The organism is Streptococcus sp. NSSLK0004, assembly GCF_059039125.1.
Genome location: NZ_CM180142.1, coordinates 638,605 through 660,890 on the forward strand (window position 1 = coordinate 638,605; position 22,286 = coordinate 660,890).

Annotated in this window: 26 protein-coding genes; 20 read left to right on the forward strand and 6 right to left on the reverse strand. The window is 41.4% G+C overall.

What is annotated here, in order from left to right; all coding sequences use genetic code 11:
- Positions 1 to 4 precede the first annotated feature (4 nt).
- Genes AC4CS8_RS03365 through ftsY form a run of 3 tightly spaced genes read left to right on the forward strand, consistent with a single transcriptional unit; the run spans position 5 to position 2,877 of the window.
- On the forward strand, positions 5 to 817 hold the full coding sequence (locus AC4CS8_RS03365; RefSeq protein ID WP_493893546.1) for a Cof-type HAD-IIB family hydrolase: 813 nt from the start codon (positions 5 to 7) through the stop codon (positions 815 to 817).
- The gene (locus AC4CS8_RS03370; RefSeq protein ID WP_493893547.1) at positions 807 to 1,619 is read left to right on the forward strand and encodes a Cof-type HAD-IIB family hydrolase; all 813 of its coding nucleotides are present in this window, start codon (positions 807 to 809) and stop codon (positions 1,617 to 1,619) included. Before AC4CS8_RS03365 ends, AC4CS8_RS03370 begins: the two co-directional genes overlap by 11 nt.
- Position 1,620: 1 nt before the next feature.
- On the forward strand, positions 1,621 to 2,877 hold the full coding sequence (ftsY, locus tag AC4CS8_RS03375; protein ID WP_493893548.1) for a signal recognition particle-docking protein FtsY: 1,257 nt from the start codon (positions 1,621 to 1,623) through the stop codon (positions 2,875 to 2,877).
- A gap of 26 nt (positions 2,878 to 2,903) precedes the next feature.
- Here the strand turns inward: ftsY and AC4CS8_RS03380 are convergent, their stop codons facing one another.
- The 6 genes from AC4CS8_RS03380 to AC4CS8_RS03405 all read right to left on the reverse strand — a co-directional run bounded on the left by AC4CS8_RS03380 (position 2,904) and on the right by AC4CS8_RS03405 (position 7,270).
- On the reverse strand, positions 2,904 to 3,062 hold the full coding sequence (locus AC4CS8_RS03380; protein WP_493893549.1) for a GNAT family N-acetyltransferase: 159 nt from the start codon (positions 3,060 to 3,062) through the stop codon (positions 2,904 to 2,906).
- Positions 3,063 to 3,112: 50 nt separating this feature from the next.
- Complete coding sequence (locus AC4CS8_RS03385; RefSeq protein ID WP_493893550.1) at positions 3,113 to 3,787, reverse strand: DNA alkylation repair protein; 675 nt, start codon at positions 3,785 to 3,787, stop codon at positions 3,113 to 3,115.
- A gap of 49 nt (positions 3,788 to 3,836) precedes the next feature.
- Positions 3,837 to 5,324, reverse strand: a complete 1,488-nt coding sequence (gene zwf / locus AC4CS8_RS03390) for a glucose-6-phosphate dehydrogenase (protein WP_493893551.1) — start codon at positions 5,322 to 5,324, stop codon at positions 3,837 to 3,839.
- 79 nt (positions 5,325 to 5,403) lie between these two features.
- Positions 5,404 to 6,219, reverse strand: coding sequence for a TIGR03943 family putative permease subunit (locus AC4CS8_RS03395; protein WP_493893552.1), 816 nt, complete (start codon positions 6,217 to 6,219; stop codon positions 5,404 to 5,406).
- Positions 6,216 to 7,121, reverse strand: a complete 906-nt coding sequence (locus AC4CS8_RS03400) for a permease (protein ID WP_493893553.1) — start codon at positions 7,119 to 7,121, stop codon at positions 6,216 to 6,218. Before AC4CS8_RS03400 ends, AC4CS8_RS03395 begins: the two co-directional genes overlap by 4 nt.
- Before the next feature lie 2 nt (positions 7,122 to 7,123).
- A complete protein-coding gene (locus tag AC4CS8_RS03405) occupies positions 7,124 to 7,270 on the reverse strand; it encodes an SPJ_0845 family protein (protein WP_493893554.1) in 147 nt (48 codons plus the stop codon).
- Positions 7,271 to 7,395: 125 nt separating this feature from the next.
- On the opposite strand from AC4CS8_RS03405, the gene ligA reads away from it, so the two are divergent.
- The 17 genes from ligA (at position 7,396) to AC4CS8_RS03490 (ending at position 22,285) form a co-directional block, all read left to right on the forward strand.
- Positions 7,396 to 9,354 (forward strand): NAD-dependent DNA ligase LigA, encoded by a 1,959-nt coding sequence (gene ligA / locus AC4CS8_RS03410; RefSeq protein WP_493893555.1) that lies wholly within the window; start codon positions 7,396 to 7,398, stop codon positions 9,352 to 9,354.
- Between the two features lie 11 nt (positions 9,355 to 9,365).
- Positions 9,366 to 10,412, forward strand: coding sequence for a diacylglycerol kinase family lipid kinase (locus tag AC4CS8_RS03415; RefSeq protein ID WP_493893556.1), 1,047 nt, complete (start codon positions 9,366 to 9,368; stop codon positions 10,410 to 10,412).
- A gap of 136 nt (positions 10,413 to 10,548) precedes the next feature.
- Positions 10,549 to 10,749, forward strand: coding sequence for a F0F1 ATP synthase subunit C (locus AC4CS8_RS03420; protein WP_493893557.1), 201 nt, complete (start codon positions 10,549 to 10,551; stop codon positions 10,747 to 10,749).
- Positions 10,750 to 10,785: 36 nt separating this feature from the next.
- Positions 10,786 to 11,499: a F0F1 ATP synthase subunit A gene (atpB, locus tag AC4CS8_RS03425; RefSeq protein WP_493893558.1), complete on the forward strand. Its 714-nt coding sequence runs from the start codon at positions 10,786 to 10,788 to the stop codon at positions 11,497 to 11,499.
- A gap of 18 nt (positions 11,500 to 11,517) precedes the next feature.
- A complete protein-coding gene (gene atpF / locus AC4CS8_RS03430; RefSeq protein WP_493893559.1) occupies positions 11,518 to 12,027 on the forward strand; it encodes a F0F1 ATP synthase subunit B in 510 nt (169 codons plus the stop codon).
- Positions 12,028 to 12,561, forward strand: a complete 534-nt coding sequence (locus AC4CS8_RS03435; RefSeq protein WP_493893560.1) for a F0F1 ATP synthase subunit delta — start codon at positions 12,028 to 12,030, stop codon at positions 12,559 to 12,561. It abuts the gene before it with no gap.
- Positions 12,562 to 12,564: 3 nt separating this feature from the next.
- A complete protein-coding gene (gene atpA / locus AC4CS8_RS03440; RefSeq protein WP_493893867.1) occupies positions 12,565 to 14,085 on the forward strand; it encodes a F0F1 ATP synthase subunit alpha in 1,521 nt (506 codons plus the stop codon).
- Positions 14,086 to 14,096: 11 nt separating this feature from the next.
- On the forward strand, positions 14,097 to 14,975 hold the full coding sequence (locus AC4CS8_RS03445) for a F0F1 ATP synthase subunit gamma (RefSeq protein WP_493893561.1): 879 nt from the start codon (positions 14,097 to 14,099) through the stop codon (positions 14,973 to 14,975).
- Between the two features lie 24 nt (positions 14,976 to 14,999).
- Positions 15,000 to 16,406 (forward strand): F0F1 ATP synthase subunit beta, encoded by a 1,407-nt coding sequence (gene atpD / locus AC4CS8_RS03450; protein WP_493893562.1) that lies wholly within the window; start codon positions 15,000 to 15,002, stop codon positions 16,404 to 16,406.
- Positions 16,407 to 16,415: 9 nt separating this feature from the next.
- On the forward strand, positions 16,416 to 16,832 hold the full coding sequence (locus AC4CS8_RS03455; protein WP_493893563.1) for a F0F1 ATP synthase subunit epsilon: 417 nt from the start codon (positions 16,416 to 16,418) through the stop codon (positions 16,830 to 16,832).
- Positions 16,833 to 16,885: 53 nt separating this feature from the next.
- Positions 16,886 to 17,125, forward strand: a complete 240-nt coding sequence (locus AC4CS8_RS03460; RefSeq protein ID WP_493893564.1) for a DUF1146 family protein — start codon at positions 16,886 to 16,888, stop codon at positions 17,123 to 17,125.
- Between the two features lie 31 nt (positions 17,126 to 17,156).
- The gene (gene murA / locus AC4CS8_RS03465) at positions 17,157 to 18,440 is read left to right on the forward strand and encodes a UDP-N-acetylglucosamine 1-carboxyvinyltransferase (protein ID WP_493893565.1); all 1,284 of its coding nucleotides are present in this window, start codon (positions 17,157 to 17,159) and stop codon (positions 18,438 to 18,440) included.
- Complete coding sequence (locus AC4CS8_RS03470; RefSeq protein ID WP_493893566.1) at positions 18,433 to 18,624, forward strand: DNA-directed RNA polymerase subunit beta; 192 nt, start codon at positions 18,433 to 18,435, stop codon at positions 18,622 to 18,624. Before murA ends, AC4CS8_RS03470 begins: the two co-directional genes overlap by 8 nt.
- A gap of 28 nt (positions 18,625 to 18,652) precedes the next feature.
- Positions 18,653 to 19,492 carry a DNA/RNA non-specific endonuclease gene (locus AC4CS8_RS03475; protein WP_493893567.1) on the forward strand — a complete coding sequence of 280 codons (840 nt, stop codon included), beginning with the start codon at positions 18,653 to 18,655 and terminating at the stop codon, positions 19,490 to 19,492.
- Between the two features lie 61 nt (positions 19,493 to 19,553).
- Positions 19,554 to 20,267: a hypothetical protein gene (locus AC4CS8_RS03480; protein WP_493893568.1), complete on the forward strand. Its 714-nt coding sequence runs from the start codon at positions 19,554 to 19,556 to the stop codon at positions 20,265 to 20,267.
- A gap of 275 nt (positions 20,268 to 20,542) precedes the next feature.
- Entirely contained in the window at positions 20,543 to 21,586 is a 1,044-nt protein-coding gene (gene pheS, locus AC4CS8_RS03485) for a phenylalanine--tRNA ligase subunit alpha (RefSeq protein WP_493893569.1), read from the forward strand.
- Between the two features lie 177 nt (positions 21,587 to 21,763).
- Complete coding sequence (locus AC4CS8_RS03490) at positions 21,764 to 22,285, forward strand: GNAT family N-acetyltransferase (protein WP_493893570.1); 522 nt, start codon at positions 21,764 to 21,766, stop codon at positions 22,283 to 22,285.
- The last annotated feature ends 1 nt before the right edge of the window (position 22,286 follow it).

Consider the following 22,286-nt stretch of genomic DNA (forward strand, 5'->3'; position numbering starts at 1 on the left):
GAATATGACAATTAAGAAGATTATTGCGACAGATATGGACGGAACTTTCCTGCGTGAAGATCATACTTTTGATAAGGACCGTTTACGTCGTGTCCTAGACCAGTTTCAACAGGCTGGTTACTTGTTTGTAGCTGCTAGTGGTCGTTCACTGCCAAGTTTGAAGATGGTTTTTGAAGGTTTTGAAGAGGAGATGGCCTTTGTAGCTGAAAATGGTGCCATTGTGACCTATGGTCATCAGGAAATTTATATTGATGACCCGATTGCGCCAGAAGTTTATATGAAACTAGTAAATGATTTAGTGGCAAGTGGCTATGCGCAACCTCATCATATAACCTTGTCTGGTATACAGCAATCTTATATGTTAAAAACGATTGAGAAAGATTTGCTCAAAGACTTATCAGGCTATTATCTATCCATTGGCTTAGTTGATGATTTTTCGCAAGTGGAAGAAGATATTATTAAGTTGAATGTGTTCTTTGATGAAGCAATTCGAGATGAGGCTCAGGATTGGATAAACAATAACTTTGACAATCTAACAGCAGTGACAACAGGTTTTACCTCTGTGGATATTATCTTATCAGGTGTTCACAAGGCCTTTGGTTTGGAAAAACTCTGCCAACACTTTGGCTTGACCAAGGATGATGTGATTGCTTTTGGGGACAACCAGAATGATGTCGAAATGTTAGAATTTGCTGGATTATCTTTGGTGACAAGCAATGCACAGCCGACTGCCAAAGCAGTAGCAGATAAGATGATTGGGCATTGTAATGATGATGCTGTTTTGGAGTATATGGAGGACTTGGTAAATGGCTATTAAACTAATTGCACTTGATTTGGATGGGACCTTGCTCACATCACAAAAGACTATTTCAGATAAAAATAAAGCAGCTTTGCAGGCTGCACGTGATAAGGGAGTTTATGTTGTTTTGACAACGGGTCGTCCTCTTCAAGCCATCGGAACTTTTTTAGAAGAATTAGACCTGCTTGGTGAAGAACAATATTCTATTACCTTTAATGGCGGTCTGGTGCAGGAAAATACAGGACGGATTTTGGATAAGATTGGCTTTAGCATTGAAGATGTACGGGCTATTCGCCAAGTGACCAATGCGTTAGAATTGCCTTTGGATATTTTGTATGGTGGTGATGTTTATTCACTGCCAGCTGCCCACGAATCACTTTATTTGACTGCCAATCCCCTTTTGAACAGAATTAAGATAACAGATGAGGAATTACCAGAAGATTTTGTTTACAACAAGGCTGTTTCAGCAGTGAATGCGGACTTTTTAGATGGACAAATTCCAAAAATTCCAGTGGAGCTGTATGAGCGATTCGAGATTTTTAAATCACGTGATATTCTTTTGGAGTGGAGTCCGAAAGGGGTTCATAAGGCAAATGGTTTGACGAAATTGATTGGTCATCTTGGAATTGATCGGTCAGAAGTCATGGCCTGTGGAGATGAAGGAAATGACCTTTCAATGATTGAATGGGCTGGTCTAGGAGTTGCTATGGCCAATGCAACAGATGAAATCAAATCTGCTGCAAAACTTGTCTTACCAAAGACCAATGATGAAGATGGAATTGCTTGGGCAATTGAACGCTATGTATTAAATGAGGACTAGTATGGGATTATTTGATCGATTATTTGGCCAAGAGGCACAAGAAGAACAAGCTGTAGAAGAGCTTGAATTTGAACAGTTGGATAGTGAAGAACAGGTTGATATTACTGATACGGAAGAAGTTGGTGAGACAACAGAACAGATTGTAGTATCTGAATTGACTGAGGAAGAAGAAGCGCAAAAACAGCGGACTCTAGATATGATGGCTCAGTACTATGCTGCTAAAGAAGCGGCAGCAGCCCGTGTCAAAGAAGCGCAAGAAAAGGGCTTTGACCCTGCTATTCAAACTAAGTCCAAGGATGAACCTGTTCAGGAAGTGCATTCAGTTCCCCAAGAGAGTGAGCAGGATAAATACCAGAGAACTCTGAAAAAAACTCGAACCGGTTTCGGAGCAAGGCTCAACGAATTCTTTGCCAATTTCCGTTCAGTGGATGAAGAATTTTTCGAAGAGTTGGAAGAAATGCTGATTTTGTCAGACGTAGGTGTGCAAGTTGCTTCTACACTGACAGAGGAGCTCCGCTATGAAGCCAAGCTACAAAATGCCAAAAAGACAGAAGAACTCCGTCGAGTAATCATCGAAAAATTGGTGGATATTTATGAGAAAGACGGTCAGTTTAGTGAGCAAATCCATTTCCAAGATGGCTTGACAGTCATGCTCTTTGTCGGTGTCAATGGAGTTGGGAAAACGACCTCTATTGGTAAGTTGGCCTACAAGTACAAGCAGGCTGGTAAGAAGGTCATGTTGGTTGCGGCAGACACTTTCCGTGCAGGTGCCGTTGCTCAGTTAGTTGAGTGGGGACGTCGTGTTGATGTGCCAGTGGTTACAGGGCCTGAGAAATCAGATCCAGCAAGTGTGGTCTTTGATGGTGTAGAGCGGGCTGTGGCTGAAAGCGTAGACATTCTCATGATTGACACTGCAGGTCGCTTACAGAATAAGGACAACCTCATGGCAGAGCTGGAAAAAATTGGTCGCATTATTAAACGCACCTTGCCAGATGCCCCACATGAAACTTTATTAGCCCTGGATGCCTCAACAGGACAAAATGCACTTAGTCAAGCCAAGGAGTTTGCAAAAATTACCCCATTGACTGGGTTGGTCTTGACCAAGCTAGACGGTACAGCTAAAGGTGGTGTCGTCCTTGCTATCCGTCAGGAGCTGGATATTCCAGTCAAGCTGATTGGTTTCGGTGAGAAAATAGATGACATCGGTGAATTTAAGTCAGAAGAGTTCATGCGTGGGCTCTTGGAAGGTTTAGTGTAGAATAAAAGTCGTTAGTTCAAAATGAACTAGCGACTTTTTCTATCTGTATGCAGTAGTGAGTAGACAGCGATATCCACAATCCTACGATTATTTTTCGCTGCTTGTCGCAGGGTACCTTCATAGGTCATACCTGCTTTTTCCATGACCCGACCGGAAGGACGGTTTTCACTGTCGTGAACAGCCATAATTCGTAAACAGTCGACTTCTTCTAGCAGAAAGCGATTATGCTTTATGACTATTTCCTCCTCAACAATGCCTCAATCCAGTCAGGTGCGTAGGCAGAGGTACAACCTTTTGGAACTTTCATATCGGCATAGACAGCCAACTCCTGACCAATTGCCAGTCCTTGTTCCAAATAGTCAGGATAGGTAACAGCAATTTCTACCAAGCATTGATTCATGGTCCATTGAACAAGCGGCTCAGCAGTTTGTAGATGCTTGCTAATATAGGCAAGGATTTCTTCAATTTCTTTTTTACTGGCTGATTTTCCAGCAAAATACTTGGCATGGAGGAACCAGCCTAGGCGTTGAAAAACTGCTTGGTCTTGGGCAAGTAAAAATTCTTCCCATTCCTTACTATCTTTGCGCTTGCTGAGAATGATAGAAGCTAATTTATCCAAAACATTGACAGATACTTGTTCATCCAGACAATTCTGTAAGTCACTGAAAGAAAGTTGGTCTGGTTTGGCTTTGGAAAGTTGAATGGCCAGGTATTGGGCCTCAAGTACCCCTGTCTGCCAGAGTGGAACAAACAAGTCCAGTCGATTTTTATAGCTCTTCGCAATTCCAGAAATGGCTCCCATTGGCACCGCAAAATAAGGTTTGGTTTCTCCAATTTTTTCATAACGCTTGAGAGTTCCTGTATGGCTGGCAGCCTCAAGTTCTGTTAAAATCATCTTAACTTCTGTCATTATAGCTCCATTCTTTCGAAAAAAACTGGATTACTCCAGTTTTAGTATCTTATTTCAATAATCCACGTTCACGGTACCAGACATCAGGGGTCCATACCCATTTGCAACCGTAACTTTCAAGCAAATCAAAGGCTGCCTGTGGTCCCATGGTTCCAGCTGGATAAGTGTGAAGTGGTACTTGATTGCTTGCCCACAAATCAACAATGCGGTCAATCAAACTCCAGCTTGCTTTTACTTCTTCCCAATGGCTAAAGTTGGTAGAATCACCATTTAGCACATCGAAAAAGAGTTTTTCGTAGGCTTCAGGTGAATTTCCAAGTGCAGTTGCGTTGTGACGGAAATTGAGTTTTGCAGGAGTAAGAGCAAAGTGTGAGCCAACTTCCTTACCATTGATAGATAACATGAAGCCTTCGGTTGGCTGGATAAAGATGGTTAAAACATTGGCTTCAGAAGGCTGACCAAAGATATCCTCTGCATGTTTGAAGGTGATGGTCACGCGTGTGCCTTTTTCTGTCAAACGTTTCCCTGTACGGAAGAAGAAAGGGACATCACGGAATCGGTCAGTATCGACAAAGAAGACACCACCAGCAAACGTTTCTGTTTGTGATTTCTCTGCGATATTTGGTTCATCTAGGTAGCCAACATAGTCTTTTCCGTCAATTGAACCTGCTGCATATTGACCGCGGATAAAGTTGCGTTTGAGGTCCTCATCAGAAGGCTGGCGAAGGTGTTGGAATACCTTGATTTTCTCTGCACGAACATCTTCCTCTTTAAAGCTAGCAGGCTTGTCCATTGCCAAGAGAGAAAGAACTTGCAAGGCATGGTTTTGGACCATGTCTTTTAAGGCACCTGAGTGGTCGTAGTAGCCTCCACGGTCTTCAACACCGATTGCTTCTGCGAAAGTGATTTGAACATTGTCAATGTAGTCGCGATTCCAGATATGTTCGAAAATAATATTGGCAAAGCGGACTGCGAAGATATTTTGCACCATTTCTTTGCCTAGATAATGGTCGATACGATAAATCTGGTCTTCATTGAAGGTAGCGGCTAATTCATCATTGAGTTTGCTTGCGGTTGAAAGGCTGGTTCCGAAAGGTTTTTCAATAATCAAACGTTCAAAACCTTGGCCGTCAACGATTTGCTCAGACTTGAGGTGTTTAGCAATGGTTCCGAAAAATTCTGGAGCCATTGATAAGAAGAAGACTTTGTTGTGCTGGGTATCGTATTTCTCGCATAAGTCATCCTGTAATTTCCGAAGGGCTACGTAATGTTCTGTATCGTTAACATCATGGCTTTGGTAGTAGAAATGACTTGCAAATTCATGGGCTTGACGAGGTGTGTCAGGCAAGTCACCAAGAGATTCTATAACAGTTTGCTCAAAAAATTCTTTAGTCCATGGTCTACGAGCAGTTCCGATGACTGCAAAATTTTCTTTAATATGCCCAGCTTTGTAAAGACGGAAAAGTGATGGATAGAGTTTGCGCTTGGCAAGGTCGCCACTAGCACCAAAAATTGTAAACAATACGTGTGATGACATAGATTCTTTCCTATTCTATTGAGTATAAATCTCATTATAGCATAAATTGTCAGAAAATTCACTTTTTGAGAGTGATTTTCTAAAAAACACGGTAAACATAAGGATTGTCGGGTTGATTGACTTCCTGAATAGAAGTCAATTCTAGCGTTGGAAGGCTTTGTCCAAGTGAGGTATGGTAACTAACTTTCAGAGTACCAGAGGCTTTGACCCAGGTATTATCAGGATAACTAGTGCTGGCCCCAGTTGAAAGTAGCCCATAAACACCAGAATCAGCAATACAATGGATGATACCAAATCGAAAAATGAATTGCTGATTGGCATTGTCAGGATCGTTATAGACGAAACCGACTAGTTCGACAGTCTTTCCAGCAAACTCATTTGGATAGTCATAGATTGCCTCCATAACTTCCATATAGTTATCGCTCGTCACAGTGATGACGTCTTCTTCAAGATAGCGGTCAGCAATAGCTCGCATTTCTGCTTGATAAGTAGCATCAGTAAAGTAAATAGACGTATCAGGTTTCAGGTACTGAATAGTTGTTCCTTCTTGAGCTTGAGTATCTACATCATTTTCTGAAGCAAGTGGAAAGTGATAGCCCTTGGCTGCAACAGTTGTAGAATCGAGTGTGACAGTTGGAAATAACCAAGCAACTGTTAAGGGAAGAATGAGCAAACCAATACTAGTGAGCTTCCCAATTCTTTTTGTTAAATGGCTGTGCGTTTCAATTTGCTTCATCCAGACAATCAATTGTACGACGGCAAGGATGAAGGAGAGAATCATCGATAAGTAAGCCAAGTAAGAATAGTGAAGGTTGATGTATTGGTCTAATTTATCAGATACATAGAGATACATAGTCATCTCGAAATACGCTGCAAGAATTAAAAATCGAATCATACCAGACCTCCAATTCCAAAAGAATAGACGAGGACAAGTAGAGAAATTAGCCCAATGAAGGCTAGAATGAATTTCCCCTTAAAATAATTCTTCATCATGAGTAGGTTCTTGATATCAATCATGGGGCCGATAACCAGAAAGGCCAAGACAGGAGCAAATCCAAAGCTAGATAATAAGGAAGCACCGATAAAAGCGTCGGCTTCAGAACAGAGTGATAGTAGGAAAGCCAAGACCATCATGAGTAAAATAGCCGTTAGTGGATTATGGGCGATTGAAGTTAATATAGTTGTCGGAACATAGACCTGGACTAGACTAGCAAAAAGGCAACCAAAAATCAAGTAGCGTCCTGTATCAAAAAACTCATCAATCGCTTGGATGAGAGCATAGCCCAGCTTTGTCCAACCTTTTAGAGCAGAAAAATCGTGTTCGTGGGTATCCTTTCTTCCTTCCTTGACAATCGGTTCCTTGACAAAAAATCCTAGCGCAATCCCAAGAATAAGAGCCACAAATACAGCTCCTAAGGCACGATAGAAGGCAAAGAGAAAGGAATTTCCAAAGGCAGTAAAGGTGGCAAAGAGGACAATGGGATTGATAATAGGAGCGGTCACCAAAAATGGCACTGCAGTATAACTAGGTACTTTTTTCTCCAAAAGACGATTGACGATAGGGACGATACCACATTCGCAGGAAGGGAAAACAAAACCGATAAGAGTTCCAAAAAGAATAGCCAACAACTTGTTCTTAGGTAGTAACTGGTGGACTTTGTCTGGTGTGACATAAACCTCAATAAATCCAGAAATGACAGAACCAATTAATACAAAAGGCAGTGCTTCAATGATAATAGATAGGAAAATAGCCCCCGCCTGCAAGACGGAGGTTGGAAGTTGATCAAATCCAAGCATGGCTACTTGTCATCAGCTTTCTCAGTAACTGGATTGCTAACTTTCTTGGTCTTAGGGTCAGGAAATTCCACTTTTTCTAGTTCTTCAAATGAAGCAAATTCTGAAAGCATTGCTTCCAAATCATCTTGACGTTTGTAAGTTACAGCCATAAGGCACCTCCAAATGTGTAGTTACTCTATTATACTCTTTTTTGTAAAAATAATCTAAATAAATATAGTGAGGAGAAGCGGTACAAAATCTTTCTGATAGGCTGGTTTCGTGATATAATATACATATGAAAACGAGAATTGAAGAACTGGTTGCATTACTCAATCAGTATGCTAAGGAATATTATCAACTGGATAAGCCCAGTGTTTCGGATGCTGAGTACGACAAGCTATACCGAGAATTAGTAGATTTAGAGACGCTTTATCCGGACCTTGTTTTGGCAGATAGCCCTACTCACCGGGTTGGGGGGAAGGTGCTTGATGGTTTTGAAAAATATAGCCACGTCTATCCTCTCTTTAGTTTGCAGGATACCTTTTCACGTGAGGAATTAGACTCCTTTGATCAACGTGTTCGCAAGGAATTTCCTCAAGCAACCTATATTTGTGAATTGAAGATTGATGGTTTATCTATTTCGTTAACTTATGAAGCAGGCAATCTTGTTGTTGGAGCGACACGTGGTGACGGTAGTGTCGGAGAAAATATTACAGAAAACCTCAAGCGTGTGGCAGATATTCCTTTAACCTTGCCTCAAGCAGTGGACATCACTGTCCGTGGTGAGTGCTACATGCCAAAGAGCTCTTTTGACCGTGTTAACAAGCAGCGTCAGGAAGCAGGTGAGGCTGAATTTGCCAATCCACGTAATGCGGCAGCAGGAACCCTTCGCCAACTTGACACAGGCGTCGTAGCCCAGCGTGGTCTTGCTACTTTTCTCTATCAGGAGGCCAGTCCTTCCGAGGCTACTAGCCAATCTCAAGTTCTTGAAAAACTAGATGAATTAGGGTTTGTGACCAACCATGACTATCAGTTGGCAGATACCATTGATGAAGTTTGGGCTTTTATTGAAAAAATGGCGGTGCTACGAGATGAGTTACCGTATGAAATTGATGGTGTTGTTATTAAGGTAAATGACCTAGCTATTCAAGAGGAACTTGGTTTTACTGTCAAAGCGCCTCGATGGGCGGTAGCCTACAAATTTCCTGCTGAGGAAAAGGAAGCTCAAATCCTATCAGTTGATTGGACAGTTGGGCGTACGGGTGTCGTCACTCCAACGGCCAATCTTAGCCCAGTTCAATTAGCTGGAACGACTGTTAGTCGTGCAACCTTGCATAATGTTGATTATATCGCGGAAAAGGATATTCGTATTGGTGACACCGTGATTGTCTATAAGGCTGGCGATATCATTCCTGCTGTTCTGAAAGTAGTGGGCAAGTACAGAAAAGACCAGGAAGCTGTGCCTATTCCAAGTCAATGTCCATCATGTCAGAGTAACTTGCAACATTATGAAGACGAAGTGGCTCTCCGTTGTATCAATCCTATTTGTCCTAGCCAGTTGATGAGCAAGCTAGAGCATTTTGCCAGCCGTGATGCCATGAATATCGCTGGTTTAGGAAGTTCCATTGTGGAAAAACTCTTTGTTGCTGATTTAGTCAAGGATGTGGCAGATATTTATAAACTGACTGTGGATGATCTCTTGACTCTAGATGGCTTCAAAGAAAAATCTGCTGAAAAACTTTATCAAGCCATTCAGACATCGAAGGGGAACTCTGCAGAACGGCTTTTGTTCGGTTTGGGGATTCGTCATGTTGGTAGCAAAGCTAGTAAGATTTTGTTAGAAAATTTTGGTGATTTGGAAGCCTTAGCTCAAGCAGGTCAAGAAGATATTGCTTCCCTAGAAGGATTGGGCCAAGTCATTGCCAAGTCCTTGACGACCTTCTTTGCCAGCTCAGGTACACAACAACTTTTAGCTGAACTTAAGGAAAACCAAGTAAACTTGACCTATCTAGGACAAGTGGCGGATTCCAATGCAGCTCTATCAGGCCTGACAGTTGTCCTCACAGGTAAGCTAGAACGAATGAAGCGGAGTGAGGCCAAGGCTAAACTAGAAGTCTTAGGAGCCAATGTAGCAGGGTCGGTTTCCAAAAAAACCAATTTGGTGGTCGCTGGAACCGATGCTGGAAGTAAGTTGGCCAAAGCTCAGGAATTAGGCATTGAAATAAAAGATGAGGCTTGGTTGGAAAGTCTTTGAGGAAATAAAGCATGGAAGAAAGAAAACGAGCACGATTGATTTATAATCCTACATCTGGTCAGGAAATTATGAAAAAAAATGTGGCTGATGTACTGGATATTCTAGAAAGTTATGGTTATGAGACTTCAGCTTTTCAAACAACCCCAGCAAAAGATTCTGCGAAGAATGAGGCTAGAAGAGCAGCAGAGTTGGGATTTGATTTGGTTATCGCAGCAGGCGGTGATGGAACAATCAATGAAGTGGTTAACGGAATTGCTCCTCTTGAAAAACGGCCGAAGATGGCTATCATTCCGACTGGAACAACCAACGACTATGCGCGTGCTCTCAAGGTTCCTCGTGGTAATCCTATTGAGGCAGCCAAGTTAATTGGTAAGAATCAGACCGTTTTGATGGATATTGGTCTTGCAAAAAACCAAAAAGATGGGCAACCAAATCATCATTATTTTATCAATATCGCAGCAGCAGGAACATTGACAGAATTAACCTATAGTGTACCAAGTCAACTCAAAACGACCTTTGGTTATTTAGCTTATGTGGTCAAAGGAGCAGAACTTCTACCTCAGGTACAGTTTACACCAGTTCGTGTCAAACATGATCAGGGTACCTTTGAGGGGAAAGTTTCTATGATTTTTGTAGCCTTGACTAACTCTATCGGTGGATTCGAAAAGATTGTACCAGATGCTAAGCTAGACGATGGTCAATTTACCTTGATTATGGTGAAAACAGGGAATCTATTTGAAATTTTGCATTTGATTCGTCTGGTGATTGACGGAGGAAAGCATATTGATAGCGATAAGATTGAGTACATCAAGACTCGAAGTCTTGAAATTCACTCACTAGATAATAAAGGGAGAAGACTTTTATTAAACCTAGATGGCGAATATGGTGGAGATGCACCAGTGGAACTTTTTAATCTTGCTAATCATATCGAATTTTTTGCAGATACAGATAAAGTGGCAAATGAAGCTATCACCTTGGATACAGAAGAATTAAAACGGGAACAGATGGCTAAGCGTTTTGTTGAAGAGTCTTCTCAATTAGAAGAAACTATTAAATAGGAAGAAAGAGTAAAAAGGCTCTTTTTTCTTTTGTACAAAATAAGAATATAACGCTTCCAATTGCCGTATTTTCTTGACAAAAGCAAGTAATAGGAGTATGCTATCAGGGTATTAAAATTTTAAAGGAGAATTCGTTATGAATTTAGGCGCATTGGCCCTTGGATTGGCCTGTCTTGGTGTAAGTATCGGTGAAGGACTGTTGGTGGCGTCCTACCTTAGCTCAACTGCACGTCAACCAGAAATGCAAAGTAAATTGATGGCTGGCGTATTTTTGGGTGTGGCCTTTATCGAGGGAACTTTCTTCGTAACCTTGGCGATGACATTTGTGTTGAGATAGTAGAAAATAGAGAAATAGAAAAGGGGGGAACCTCCATTGGAAGAACATTTAAGTCCAACCCTTACCCTTGGTCCCGTAACCTTTGACCTGACCATGGTATTGGTTTCAGGGATTACCATTTCTATTATCTTTCTTCTTGTTTTTTGGGCTAGTCGCAGTATGGAATTGAAACCCAAAGGTAAGCAGAATGTACTGGAATATGTGTATGAACTAACGATTAACTTTACCAAGGGAAATTTGGGTGATGAAGAGGCAAAACGCTACTCACTATTCTTTTTCACGGTCTTTACTTTTCTTTTGATTGCCAATAATTTGGGATTGATGACAAAAATCGAAACGGCAGAAGGTCAAAATTTATGGACTTCGCCTACTGCTAATATGGCCTATGACTTTGGTTTGGCTACTATTGCTATTGTATTTTGTCATATTGAGGGGATCCGCCGTAGAGGATTCAAAGGTTATTTGAAAGCTTTTGTGACTCCAGTAGCTATGACCCCGATGAATATCTTAGAAGAAATAACCAACTTGGTATCTCTGGCCTTGCGCTTGTACGGGAACATTTATGCAGGTGAAGTACTCGTCTCTCTCTTGCTTCAATTATCTCATCAAGGTGTTATGGTCTATCCAATAGCCTTCCTATTGAATTTGGTTTGGACAGCTTTTTCTGTCTTTATTTCCTGTCTGCAAGGCTATGTATTTATCATGCTAGTTTCGATGTATTTGAACAAAAAAATTGGCGGAGAAGATTAGGAAAGGAAAAGTAGACGAATGATGACAGTACTAACTACAAGTACAAGCAGTACTATTCTTGGTAACTTTATTTTGGTTACTGCTTCTTTTGCGACCTTGATAATCCTTGTTCGTGTCTTTGCTTGGAAGCGAATTACAGGCATCTTTGAAGCGCGTGAACAAAAGATAGCAGGGGATATTGATGCAGCAGAAGAAAAATTGAATGTCGCAGCTGATTTGGTTAAACAGAGAGAAGATGAGCTTGTCCAAGGTCGTATTGAAGGACAAAAAATCATCCAAGATGCTGTTGAGCGTGCCAAGTTAGAGAAAAAACGGATTTTAGAACAGGCTGAGGTTGAGGCTAAAGCTTTGAAATCTAAAGCGACGATGGAGATTGAAGCTGAAAAACGTGAGGCACAGGAGAACTTGCATAGACAAGTTGCTGAATTAGCTGTTGACCTCGCTGGAAAAATTATTTTGGAAGATTTGGATCAACAAGCACATAGTAACTTGGTTGATCGTTACTTGGAGAAACTAGGAGACAAGTAGATGAACGCTAGAGAAAATGCCATTGTGCAAAAATACGCTCTATCATTTGTTGAAAAAGTCAGTGATCATGCAGACATTTGGGAAATGTATGACCAAATTTCTGACTTGATTTCCATCATCCATGATAGTAAGCTGAATCGAATCTTGCTGTCGGCGACAGTATCTAGAGAAGAAAAGGCTGACTTTGTAAGGACGGTACGTCAATCTAGTTTCTGGCAAATCAATGATTTGATTGAAGATGTTATTCGAGATGGTCATGCAGATTTGCTCCTTGAAACATTGGAGCGTGTCCAACTACAAATCAGTAAATTTAAAAATGAATTTGAAGCCCAGGTGGTTTCAGTCTATCCCTTGACAGATGAACAAAAGGAGCGTCTTCGTCAATTGATAGAACAACGATTTTCCTTGCGTGTACGTAACATTACAGAGGAGTTAGACCCAAGTCTACTCGGTGGTTTTATTGTGACGGTCAATCATAAGGTAATCGATGCAAGCGTTCGGACACAGTTGAAGGACGTTAGGAAAAAACTTTAGAAAATAGAAAGTGGTGTTCTTTTGATAAATGCACAAGAAATTAGCGCTTTACTAAAACAACAAATTGAAGGCTTTCAGCCTGACTTTGACTACACAGAAACTGGTGTCGTAACCTATATTGGTGATGGTATCGCCCGTGCGCAAGGTCTTGATAATGCCATGAGTGGAGAGCTTTTGGTATTTGAAAATGGCACCATTGGTATGGCTCAAAACTTGGAAACCAACGACGTTGGTATCATCATTCTTGGTGAATTTTCGGATATTCGTGAGGGGTCAGTTGTTCGTCGTACCGGGAAAATCATGGAAGTTCCAGTTGGTTCAGCTTTGATTGGTCGTGTTATCAATCCTTTAGGTCAGCCAGTGGATGGTTTAGGAGAGATTCGTACAACAAAAACTCGTCCAATTGAATATCCTGCACCAGGTGTTATGCAGCGGAAGTCTGTTAATGAGCCATTGCAAACAGGATTGAAAGCCATTGATGCCTTGGTTCCGATTGGTCGTGGTCAACGTGAATTGATTATCGGTGACCGTCAAACTGGTAAGACTTCGGTAGCAATCGATGCGATTCTCAACCAAAAAGGCCAAGATATGATTTGTATCTATGTGGCCATTGGACAAAAGGAATCAACGGTTCGTACTCAGGTTGAAACACTTCGTCAGTATGGCGCCTTGGATTACACAATCGTAGTAACTGCTTCAGCCTCACAACCATCACCATTGCTTTTCTTGGCACCTTACGCTGGTGTTGCTATGGCAGAAGAGTTCATGTATGAAGGCAAGCACGTTTTAATTGTCTACGATGATTTGTCAAAACAAGCGGTAGCCTACCGTGAATTATCCCTTTTGCTTCGTCGTCCTCCAGGTCGTGAAGCTTATCCAGGTGACGTTTTCTACTTACATAGTCGTTTGCTAGAACGTTCAGCTAAGGTTTCTGATGAATTAGGTGGAGGATCAATTACTGCTTTGCCATTTATCGAAACACAAGCTGGGGATATCTCTGCCTACATCGCAACCAATGTGATTTCAATCACAGATGGACAGATTTTCTTGAAGGATGATTTGTTCAACTCAGGTATTCGGCCAGCTATTGATGCAGGTTCATCAGTATCTCGTGTAGGTGGTTCGGCTCAGATTAAAGCTATGAAAAAAGTTGCTGGTACTCTTCGTATCGACTTGGCTTCCTACCGTGAACTAGAGGCCTTCACTCAATTTGGTTCGGATTTGGATGCAGCTACACAAGCTAAACTGAATCGCGGTCGTCGTACAGTGGAGGTATTGAAACAACCATTGCACAAGCCACTTCCAGTTGAAAAACAGGTCTTGATTTTGTATGCTTTGACAAATGGCTATCTAGATTCAGTGCCTATTGACGATATTTTAGCTTTTGAAGAAGAATTGTATGCGTACTTTGATTTGCATTATGATAATCTTTTAGATGTCATCCGTACAACAAAGGATTTGCCAGATACTGATGATTTGGACGCCGCAATTCAAACCTTCAAGTCTCAATCGGTCTTTAAGTAAAGGAGACAGTAATGGCAGGTTCTCTGAATGAAATCAAAACCAAAATTGCATCTACAAAGAAAACCAGTCAAATCACAGGAGCCATGCAAATGGTTTCCGCATCAAAATTAGCAAAGTCAGAGCAATTAGCTCAATCTTTTCAAATTTATGCTAGCAAGGTACGTCAGATTACTACAGATTTGTTGCGAGGAGAATTAATGACATCGGACACATCTAATCCGATGCTGATTCGTCGTCCTGTTCAGAAATCTGGCTATATTGTCATTACTTCAGATAGCGGTCTAAAGGGAGGATATAATTCCACCATTTTGAAAGCGGTCATGGGAATGATTGAGCAAGACCACAATTCTAAGGATGAATATTCGATTATTGCTATTGGTAGCATGGGAGCAGATTTTTTCCGTGCAAGAGGCATTAATCCTGTTTTTGAATTACGTGGTTTAGCGGATAATCCGAGCTTTGAAGAAGTTCAAAAAATCATTTCAAAGTCTGTTGAAATGTATAAAAATGAACTTTTTGATGAGCTATATGTTTGTTATAATCACCATGTAAATAGCTTGACTAGTCAGGTACGGGTACAGCAGATGTTGCCAGTTGAAGATTTGGATCACAATGAAGTCGAAGGGTATACAGCCACTTTTGAATTGGAGCCAAGTCGTGAAGCTATCTTGGATCAGTTGCTGACTCAGTATGCTGAATCAACCATTTACGGAGCAATTTTGGATGCTAAAACAGCTGAAAATGCGGCGGGGATGACCGCTATGCAAACAGCTACTGACAATGCTAAAAATGTCATTTCAGATTTGACAATCCAATACAACAGAGCCCGTCAAGCTGCGATTACTCAGGAAATTACTGAGATTGTAGCAGGGGCATCTGCTTTGGAATAGATTTAGAAAAATAGAGGAAAGAGTATGAGTTCAGGCAAAATTACTCAGGTTGTAGGTCCAGTTGTGGATGTAAAATTTGCAACCGAGGATAAACTTCCTGAGATTAACAACGCACTGGTTGTTTATAAAAACGATGAATCCAAACAAAAAGTAGTGCTAGAGGTAGCCTTGGAGTTAGGTGATGGTGTCGTGCGGACTATTGCAATGGAATCCACAGACGGTCTGACACGCGGAATGGAAGTTTTGGACACAGGACGTCCAATTTCTGTTCCAGTTGGTAAGGAAACCTTGGGTCGTGTCTTTAACGTATTAGGAGATACAATTGACCTAGAAGAGCCCTTTACAGACGATGCTGAGCGTGAACCCATCCATAAGAAAGCACCCACTTTTGATGAATTATCAACTTCTACAGAAATTTTGGAGACAGGTATCAAAGTTATCGACTTATTGGCTCCTTACTTGAAGGGTGGTAAAGTTGGTCTTTTCGGTGGTGCCGGTGTTGGTAAAACCGTTCTTATTCAAGAATTGATCCACAATATCGCTCAAGAACACGGTGGGATCTCAGTATTTACTGGTGTTGGAGAGCGTACTCGTGAAGGGAATGACCTTTTCTGGGAAATGAAAGAATCTGGCGTTATTGAAAAAACAGCCATGGTATTCGGTCAGATGAATGAGCCACCAGGTGCTCGTATGCGGGTTGCTCTTACAGGTTTGACGATTGCGGAGTATTTCCGTGATGTTGAAGGCCAAGATGTTCTTCTCTTCATCGATAACATTTTCCGCTTCACGCAAGCAGGTTCAGAAGTATCCGCTCTCTTGGGACGTATGCCTTCTGCTGTTGGTTATCAACCAACACTTGCAACAGAAATGGGACAATTACAGGAGCGAATTACGTCAACCAAGAAGGGTTCAGTTACCTCTATTCAGGCTATTTACGTGCCTGCCGATGACTATACGGATCCAGCACCAGCGACAGCTTTTGCTCACTTGGATTCAACGACGAACTTGGAGCGGAAATTGACTCAGCTTGGTATCTATCCTGCGGTTGATCCATTGGCTTCATCATCGCGTGCTCTTGCTCCTGAGATTGTTGGAGAAGAGCATTATGCAGTAGCTATGGAAATCAAGCGTGTTCTTCAACGATACCAAGAGTTGCAAGATATTATAGCTATTTTAGGTATGGATGAATTGTCCGACGAAGAAAAGACTTTAGTAGGCCGTGCTCGTCGTATCCAGTTCTTCCTATCACAAAACTTCAACGTAGCAGAACAGTTTACAGGTATGCCAGGTTCATATGTTCCTGTTAAGGAAACGGTGAAAGGCTTTAAAGAAATCTTGGATGGTAAGCATGACCATCTTCCAGAGGATGCATTCCGTAATGTTGGATCGATTGAAGATGTAGTAGCTAAGGCTGCTAATATGAAATACTAGAGGTGACCTATGGCACAGATGACTGTTCAAATTGTCACACCAGACGGAATCAAGTATGATCACCATGCGGCCTTTGTCTTGTGTAAGACTAAGGAAGGGGAACTGGGAATTTTTCCAGGACACTTAGAATTGATTGCTGTGCTGGAAATTGATGAAGTTAAGGTGCGCCGAATTGATGATGACAATCATGTGGACTGGATTGCGGTTAACGGTGGGATTATCGAAGTGAATAAGGATATGATTACGATTGTATCGGACTCAGCAGAACGAGAGAGAGATATTGACGTTAGCCGAGCAGAGCGTGCCAAGTTACGTGCAGAAGGAGAGTTAGAAGAAGCTCACAGTGCACATAATATTGACATGGAGAAGCGCGCAACAATAGCTCTTCAAAGAGCGATCAATCGTATCCATGTAGGAAAACGATAAGGAGAGTGGGTTTGCCCCGCTTTCTTTTTTTATTTTTGTGATATAATAGTTTCATGATAACATCGATTTTCACCTTTTTAAGCCATCTTTTATTTATCTATTTGGCTCATTATTTACTTGTTAGTACGGTAGATTGGTCTAAGTGGTTGAAAGTAACTGCAGAAAACCAAGGGAAAATCCGTTTACTTATATTATTTTTTGCTATTGGTTTGGGGTACGTAGTTTCTACATTTTTTATCGAAATACTAGCAAACAGTCAAACCTTTGCGCAGAGTTTTTACGTTAGTCATTAGTAATTAGATTGAATAAATAGAGGGAATAATAATGGATAAGATAATTGTACGAGGTGGTCAAAATCGCCTTGAGGGAACTGTCACAATCGAGGGGGCTAAGAATGCTGTATTGCCTTTGCTAGCGGCTACTGTCTTAGCTCGTCAAGGGAAGACTGTCCTTTCAAATGTTCCAATTTTATCAGATGTTTATACGATGAACAATGTGGTGCGTGGGCTGGGTGTCCGAGTACAGTTCAATGAAGAAACAAATGAAATTTTAATTGATGCGAGTGGTCGTTTATCTAGCGAGACTCCGTATAAATATGTCAATAAGATGCGGGCCTCTATTGTTGTTTTAGGACCAATTTTGGCACGTAATGGATACGCTAAGGTATCTATGCCTGGTGGTTGTACGATTGGTAGCCGTCCTATTGATCTTCATCTGAAGGGCTTACAAGCCATGGGGGCGGTTATCAAACAGCGGGCAGGTTATATTGAAGCAAAAGCAGATCGTTTACACGGAGCTCATATTTACATGGATTTTCCAAGTGTTGGAGCAACACAAAATCTGATGATGGCTGCGACCTTGGCAGAGGGTACGACTGTTTTGGAAAATGCTGCGCGGGAACCTGAGATTGTAGATTTGGCTATCTTCCTTAATAAGATGGGAGCTAAGGTTAAAGGAGCTGGAACAGAGACTGTTACCATTACAGGTGTAGAGGAATTGACCGGGGCACAACACCAAGTTGTCCAAGATCGTATCGAAGCGGGAACATTTATGGTGGCTGCAGCAATGACAGGTGGTAATGTATTAGTAAAAGATGCTATTTGGGAACACAATCGTCCCCTTATTTCTAAGATGCAGGAAATGGGTGTCGAGATTACAGAAGAGGACGAGGGTATTCGAGTTCATTCGCAGGTAGATAAATTGAAGCCTGTGACAGTAAAAACGATGCCTCATCCAGGATTTCCAACAGATATGCAAGCTCAGTTTACTGCACTTATGGCTGTTGCAAAAGGGGAGTCTACAATGATTGAGACGGTTTTTGAAAATCGTTTTCAACATTTAGAAGAAATGCGTCGTATGGACTTACACTCAGAAATTTTGAGGGATACAGCTATGATTATGGGTGGAACAAAATTGCAGGGTGCAGAAGTTATGTCAACGGATCTTCGTGCTAGTGCAGCCTTGATTTTATCAGGATTAGTAGCTGATGGTGAGACTATTGTTGGTAAACTTTCCCATTTAGACAGAGGATACTATAGATTCCACGAAAAATTGGCGGCACTTGGTGCAGATGTTGAACGTGTAAGTAGGAGTGATGAGTGTGAATAAAGAAGAACTTCGTTTTGTTGGAAGGCAATTGTTAATTGTTATTCTGGTTGTAGTACTAGCAATTGTTGTATTTTCACTGGGATTGATGATTGGCTATGGAGTTATCGGTGACGGAGATAACATGTGGGCTATTTTATCTGCAGATAAATGGCAAGAATTAATTAGTAAATTCACAGGAAAGTAGGGGAACCTACTTTTTTGTCGGAGGAAAAATGGCAAAGAAGCGTATAAAAAAACAAACAGCTAGTTTATTGAGTATACTTGTAACAATTATTGTTGCAGTATCAGGTTATTATCTTAAAGACCAAGTATCCGATAATGGCAGTAGTCAATCTTATTATGTAAATCAGTCTAAAGCAAATGAATCGGCTCCTTCCGAAGAGTTAGCTAGTTCGGTCCTAACAGAAGCTGTTCGTAAGCAGTTAAGCGGTACGATTGAGTGGAATGGTAGTGGAGCATTTATTATCAATGGGAATGTGACTGATTTGGATGCCTCTGTTTCCAGTAAGCCATACGCTAATAATAAGACCAAAACAGTACAAGGTGAGGTAGTACCTACAGTGGCAAATGCTCTGTTATCTAAAGCTACACGCCAGTATAAGACTCGCGAAGAAACAGGTAACGGTTCGACCTCTTGGACACCAGCTGGTTGGCACCAAGTACAGGATTTGGAGGGTGCTTATAACCATGCAATTGATAGAGGGCACTTACTTGCCTACTCCTTGGTGGGAAATTTGAAAGGCTATGATGCCTCGACCAGTAATCCTGAAAATATTGCCGTCCAAACAGCTTGGGCAAATCAGTCTAATAGCGACGATTCGACAGGTCAGAATTTTTATGAAACTCAGGTTCGTCAGGCTTTGGATAAGAATAAGAGGGTGCGCTATCGTGTAACTCTGATTTATGCAGAAGAAGATGATTTGGTAGCGGTAGGAAGTCACTTAGAAGCGAAAGCAGCAGACGGTAGTCTTGAGTTTAATGTGTTTGTTCCCAATGTGCAGAGTGGTCTTAGCATTAATTACCATAGTGGAGAGATTGAGGAAAATGAGTAGAAGGCACTTAAATGTCCAATCTATAGTCGTCTTATTTTTTTCATTTTTTCTTACTGGATGTATGGTTCCGGAGTCTGTTCGTGAGAATGAAGAAAAATATGTGAGAGAGGCGCTAGAAGGACGTCTGGGAGTAGAGGTCATTAAGGTTGAGACAGCTGATACTTATTGGTCGGAAGCTGGTCATTTTGAAACCTATGTCTATGTAACCGATGGTCGAATATGGGATTTGGAAGATAACCAAAGTAAGAAACCGTATCGTTTGACTTATTCAAAGACAGAAACGGAATCTGCTGATGAGTTGATGTGGGAGTTATTTGGGTCAGAATTGGTCAACAGTGACTTTGAGACCGGAGTCTATCCTGTTGATGAAATGATTAAACATTTAGTAACAGACGAAAAACAAGAAGAAGTCCTGGCGACTATAGATGATTGGTATATTTATTATGTCTCAGATTTTAAAGTAAATTCCAATCATCCCGAATCCAGCCTAGTTCAGCGATTTTCAAAGTTAAAAGAATATTTACATTATCAAGATGGAGTCTATTCAGTAGCACCAAAAAATAGAAAAACTGTGCAAGAATTATTTCGACTGTTGGTTGAGGAAGAAGGACTTTCCTTTGGCATTCACTTGGCTTTTGAGACAGTTGATGCAAATGCTACTATAGAAGATTATCTCAATTTGGACTATGCAGCCACTCTTCCCAAAGGGACATGGATTTTCATACAAGAGGGAACAAAATTTGGAAGTGAGCCAATTTTTGAATACCAAGTTTAATAGGATTTTAACGGATAAAACCCGCGCTGTAACTTGCTAAAATCTAGAAACTTTGTTAAACTAATACTAATTGAATAGAAGTCTGTGAGACTAGTACACCTATGGAAACTGCCCAGGGAGTTGAGCCGTGACTGCAAGCTCAATCAGTGAAAGTTGGTCGAATTCACTCGCATAGAGACTTATAATGAAGGTCTGCCTAGCAGATGAAAACGGATGGTACCGCGTGACAACGCTCCGATACGAGTAGTGTCATGCGTTTTTTTATTGGAGGAATTATGTCAAACATTGAACAACAGTTGGCTGAATTGCGTCAAAGTACGCTTGATAAATTAAAAGAAATTCACCATGAGGGTGAGAAAGAATTGCAAGAACTTCGTGTTTCTGTCTTGGGGAAAAAAGGCTCTCTAACGGACTTGTTAAAAGGCCTTAAAGATTTATCAAACGATATGAAACCTATCGTTGGTAAACAAGTCAACGAAGTGCGCGATGTTTTAACAGCTGCCTTTGAAGAAACAGCTCAGAAGGTTGCGGAAGCAAAAATTCAACAACAATTAGCTTCAGAATCCATTGATGTGACCTTGCCAGGTCGTCAGGTCAAGGTTGGTAAGCGCCATGTTTTGACGCAAACTTCTGAAGAAATCGAAGATATTTTCTTGGGCATGGGCTTCCAAATCGTTGACGGATTTGAAGTGGAAAAAGACTACTACAACTTTGAGCGCATGAATTTGCCAAAAGACCACCCAGCACGTGATATGCAAGATACCTTCTACATCACAGAAGAAATCCTTATGCGGACTCATACGTCGCCTGTTCAGGCACGGACCATGGACCAGCATGATTTCTCAAAAGGTGCCTTGAAGATGATTTCACCAGGACGTGTTTTCCGTCGTGATACGGACGATGCGACCCACAGCCACCAGTTCCACCAGATTGAAGGCTTGGTTGTCGGTGAAAATGTATCCATGGGAGATCTCAAAGGTACTCTTGAAATGATTATCAAAAAAATGTTTGGTGAGGAGCGTCAAATTCGTCTGCGTCCATCATACTTCCCATTTACTGAGCCTTCTGTTGAGGTGGATGTTTCTTGTTTCAAATGCGGTGGTGACGGCTGTAACGTATGTAAGAAAACAGGCTGGATTGAAATCCTCGGTGCCGGCATGGTCCACCCACAAGTATTGGAAATGAGTGGTATTGACTCAACCAAATATTCAGGTTTTGCCTTTGGTCTTGGTCAAGAACGGATTGCCATGCTTCGTTATGGTATTAACGATATTCGTGGATTCTATCAAGGCGATGTACGTTTCTCGGAGCAGTTTTAATCCGATACTCATAAATGGTGCTAAAGCACCTATTTATGAGACGACAGTCGCTCTTGCGGTCAACCTACTCCCCTTACTAGGTCAAAGGTTGAAAAAATATCGTTTCCAACCTTTGTCCGTCGTAACCACACAAGTGTACGTAGACGGGAAACGCTATTAGAAACGAGAGGTGCCAAAGTGCAGATTGAACCGATATTGTTAGAAGAGGTTTCTGTTTTGCAAGAGTTGGCAAAGCAGACCTTCACAGAGACTTTTGGGCATCATAATACCCAGCAGGAGTTGGATGATTTCTTTGAGGAAGCCTACTCTTTGGAGGTTTTGACACGAGAACTATCTGACCCAAATTGTCAGCATTATTTTTTAAGAATTGATAATCAGCTCGCTGGTTACCTCAAACTGAATCAAGGAGCTGCTCAGACAGAGCAAGAGTTGGAAAATGCCTTTGAAATCCAGCGGATTTATCTCTTGCAGGATTTTCAGGGGCGTGGCCTTGGAAAGATTTTGTTTGAGTTTGCTTTGGAACAAGCAGAACAGTCCAATTGTAATTGGGTTTGGCTGGGAGTTTGGGAACATAACCAAAAAGCTCAAGCTCTCTACAAGAAATACGGATTTGAAAAATTTGGACAGCATGAATTTGCGGTCGGTGATAAGATTGATGTGGATTGGCTGTTGAAGCGGCCTTTGCACCAGAAAGGATAAT

Coding starts and splice junctions, on each gene's coding strand:
- AC4CS8_RS03370 (WP_493893547.1), top strand. CDS start 807: ATGGCTATTAAACTAATTGCACTTGATTTGGATGGGACCTTGCTCACA.
- AC4CS8_RS03405 (WP_493893554.1), bottom strand. CDS start 7,270: ATGGCTGTAACTTACAAACGTCAAGATGATTTGGAAGCAATGCTTTCA.
- AC4CS8_RS03400 (WP_493893553.1), bottom strand. CDS start 7,121: ATGCTTGGATTTGATCAACTTCCAACCTCCGTCTTGCAGGCGGGGGCT.
- AC4CS8_RS03365 (WP_493893546.1), top strand. CDS start 5: ATGACAATTAAGAAGATTATTGCGACAGATATGGACGGAACTTTCCTG.
- AC4CS8_RS03385 (WP_493893550.1), bottom strand. CDS start 3,787: ATGACAGAAGTTAAGATGATTTTAACAGAACTTGAGGCTGCCAGCCAT.
- AC4CS8_RS03475 (WP_493893567.1), top strand. CDS start 18,653: ATGGCAAAGAAGCGTATAAAAAAACAAACAGCTAGTTTATTGAGTATA.
- AC4CS8_RS03420 (WP_493893557.1), top strand. CDS start 10,549: ATGAATTTAGGCGCATTGGCCCTTGGATTGGCCTGTCTTGGTGTAAGT.
- AC4CS8_RS03445 (WP_493893561.1), top strand. CDS start 14,097: ATGGCAGGTTCTCTGAATGAAATCAAAACCAAAATTGCATCTACAAAG.
- AC4CS8_RS03460 (WP_493893564.1), top strand. CDS start 16,886: ATGATAACATCGATTTTCACCTTTTTAAGCCATCTTTTATTTATCTAT.
- pheS (WP_493893569.1), top strand. CDS start 20,543: ATGTCAAACATTGAACAACAGTTGGCTGAATTGCGTCAAAGTACGCTT.
- ligA (WP_493893555.1), top strand. CDS start 7,396: ATGAAAACGAGAATTGAAGAACTGGTTGCATTACTCAATCAGTATGCT.
- AC4CS8_RS03395 (WP_493893552.1), bottom strand. CDS start 6,219: ATGATTCGATTTTTAATTCTTGCAGCGTATTTCGAGATGACTATGTAT.
- AC4CS8_RS03380 (WP_493893549.1), bottom strand. CDS start 3,062: ATGGCTGTTCACGACAGTGAAAACCGTCCTTCCGGTCGGGTCATGGAA.
- AC4CS8_RS03435 (WP_493893560.1), top strand. CDS start 12,028: ATGAACGCTAGAGAAAATGCCATTGTGCAAAAATACGCTCTATCATTT.
- zwf (WP_493893551.1), bottom strand. CDS start 5,324: ATGTCATCACACGTATTGTTTACAATTTTTGGTGCTAGTGGCGACCTT.
- ftsY (WP_493893548.1), top strand. CDS start 1,621: ATGGGATTATTTGATCGATTATTTGGCCAAGAGGCACAAGAAGAACAA.
- murA (WP_493893565.1), top strand. CDS start 17,157: ATGGATAAGATAATTGTACGAGGTGGTCAAAATCGCCTTGAGGGAACT.
- atpD (WP_493893562.1), top strand. CDS start 15,000: ATGAGTTCAGGCAAAATTACTCAGGTTGTAGGTCCAGTTGTGGATGTA.
- atpF (WP_493893559.1), top strand. CDS start 11,518: ATGATGACAGTACTAACTACAAGTACAAGCAGTACTATTCTTGGTAAC.
- AC4CS8_RS03480 (WP_493893568.1), top strand. CDS start 19,554: ATGGTTCCGGAGTCTGTTCGTGAGAATGAAGAAAAATATGTGAGAGAG.
- AC4CS8_RS03415 (WP_493893556.1), top strand. CDS start 9,366: ATGGAAGAAAGAAAACGAGCACGATTGATTTATAATCCTACATCTGGT.
- AC4CS8_RS03455 (WP_493893563.1), top strand. CDS start 16,416: ATGGCACAGATGACTGTTCAAATTGTCACACCAGACGGAATCAAGTAT.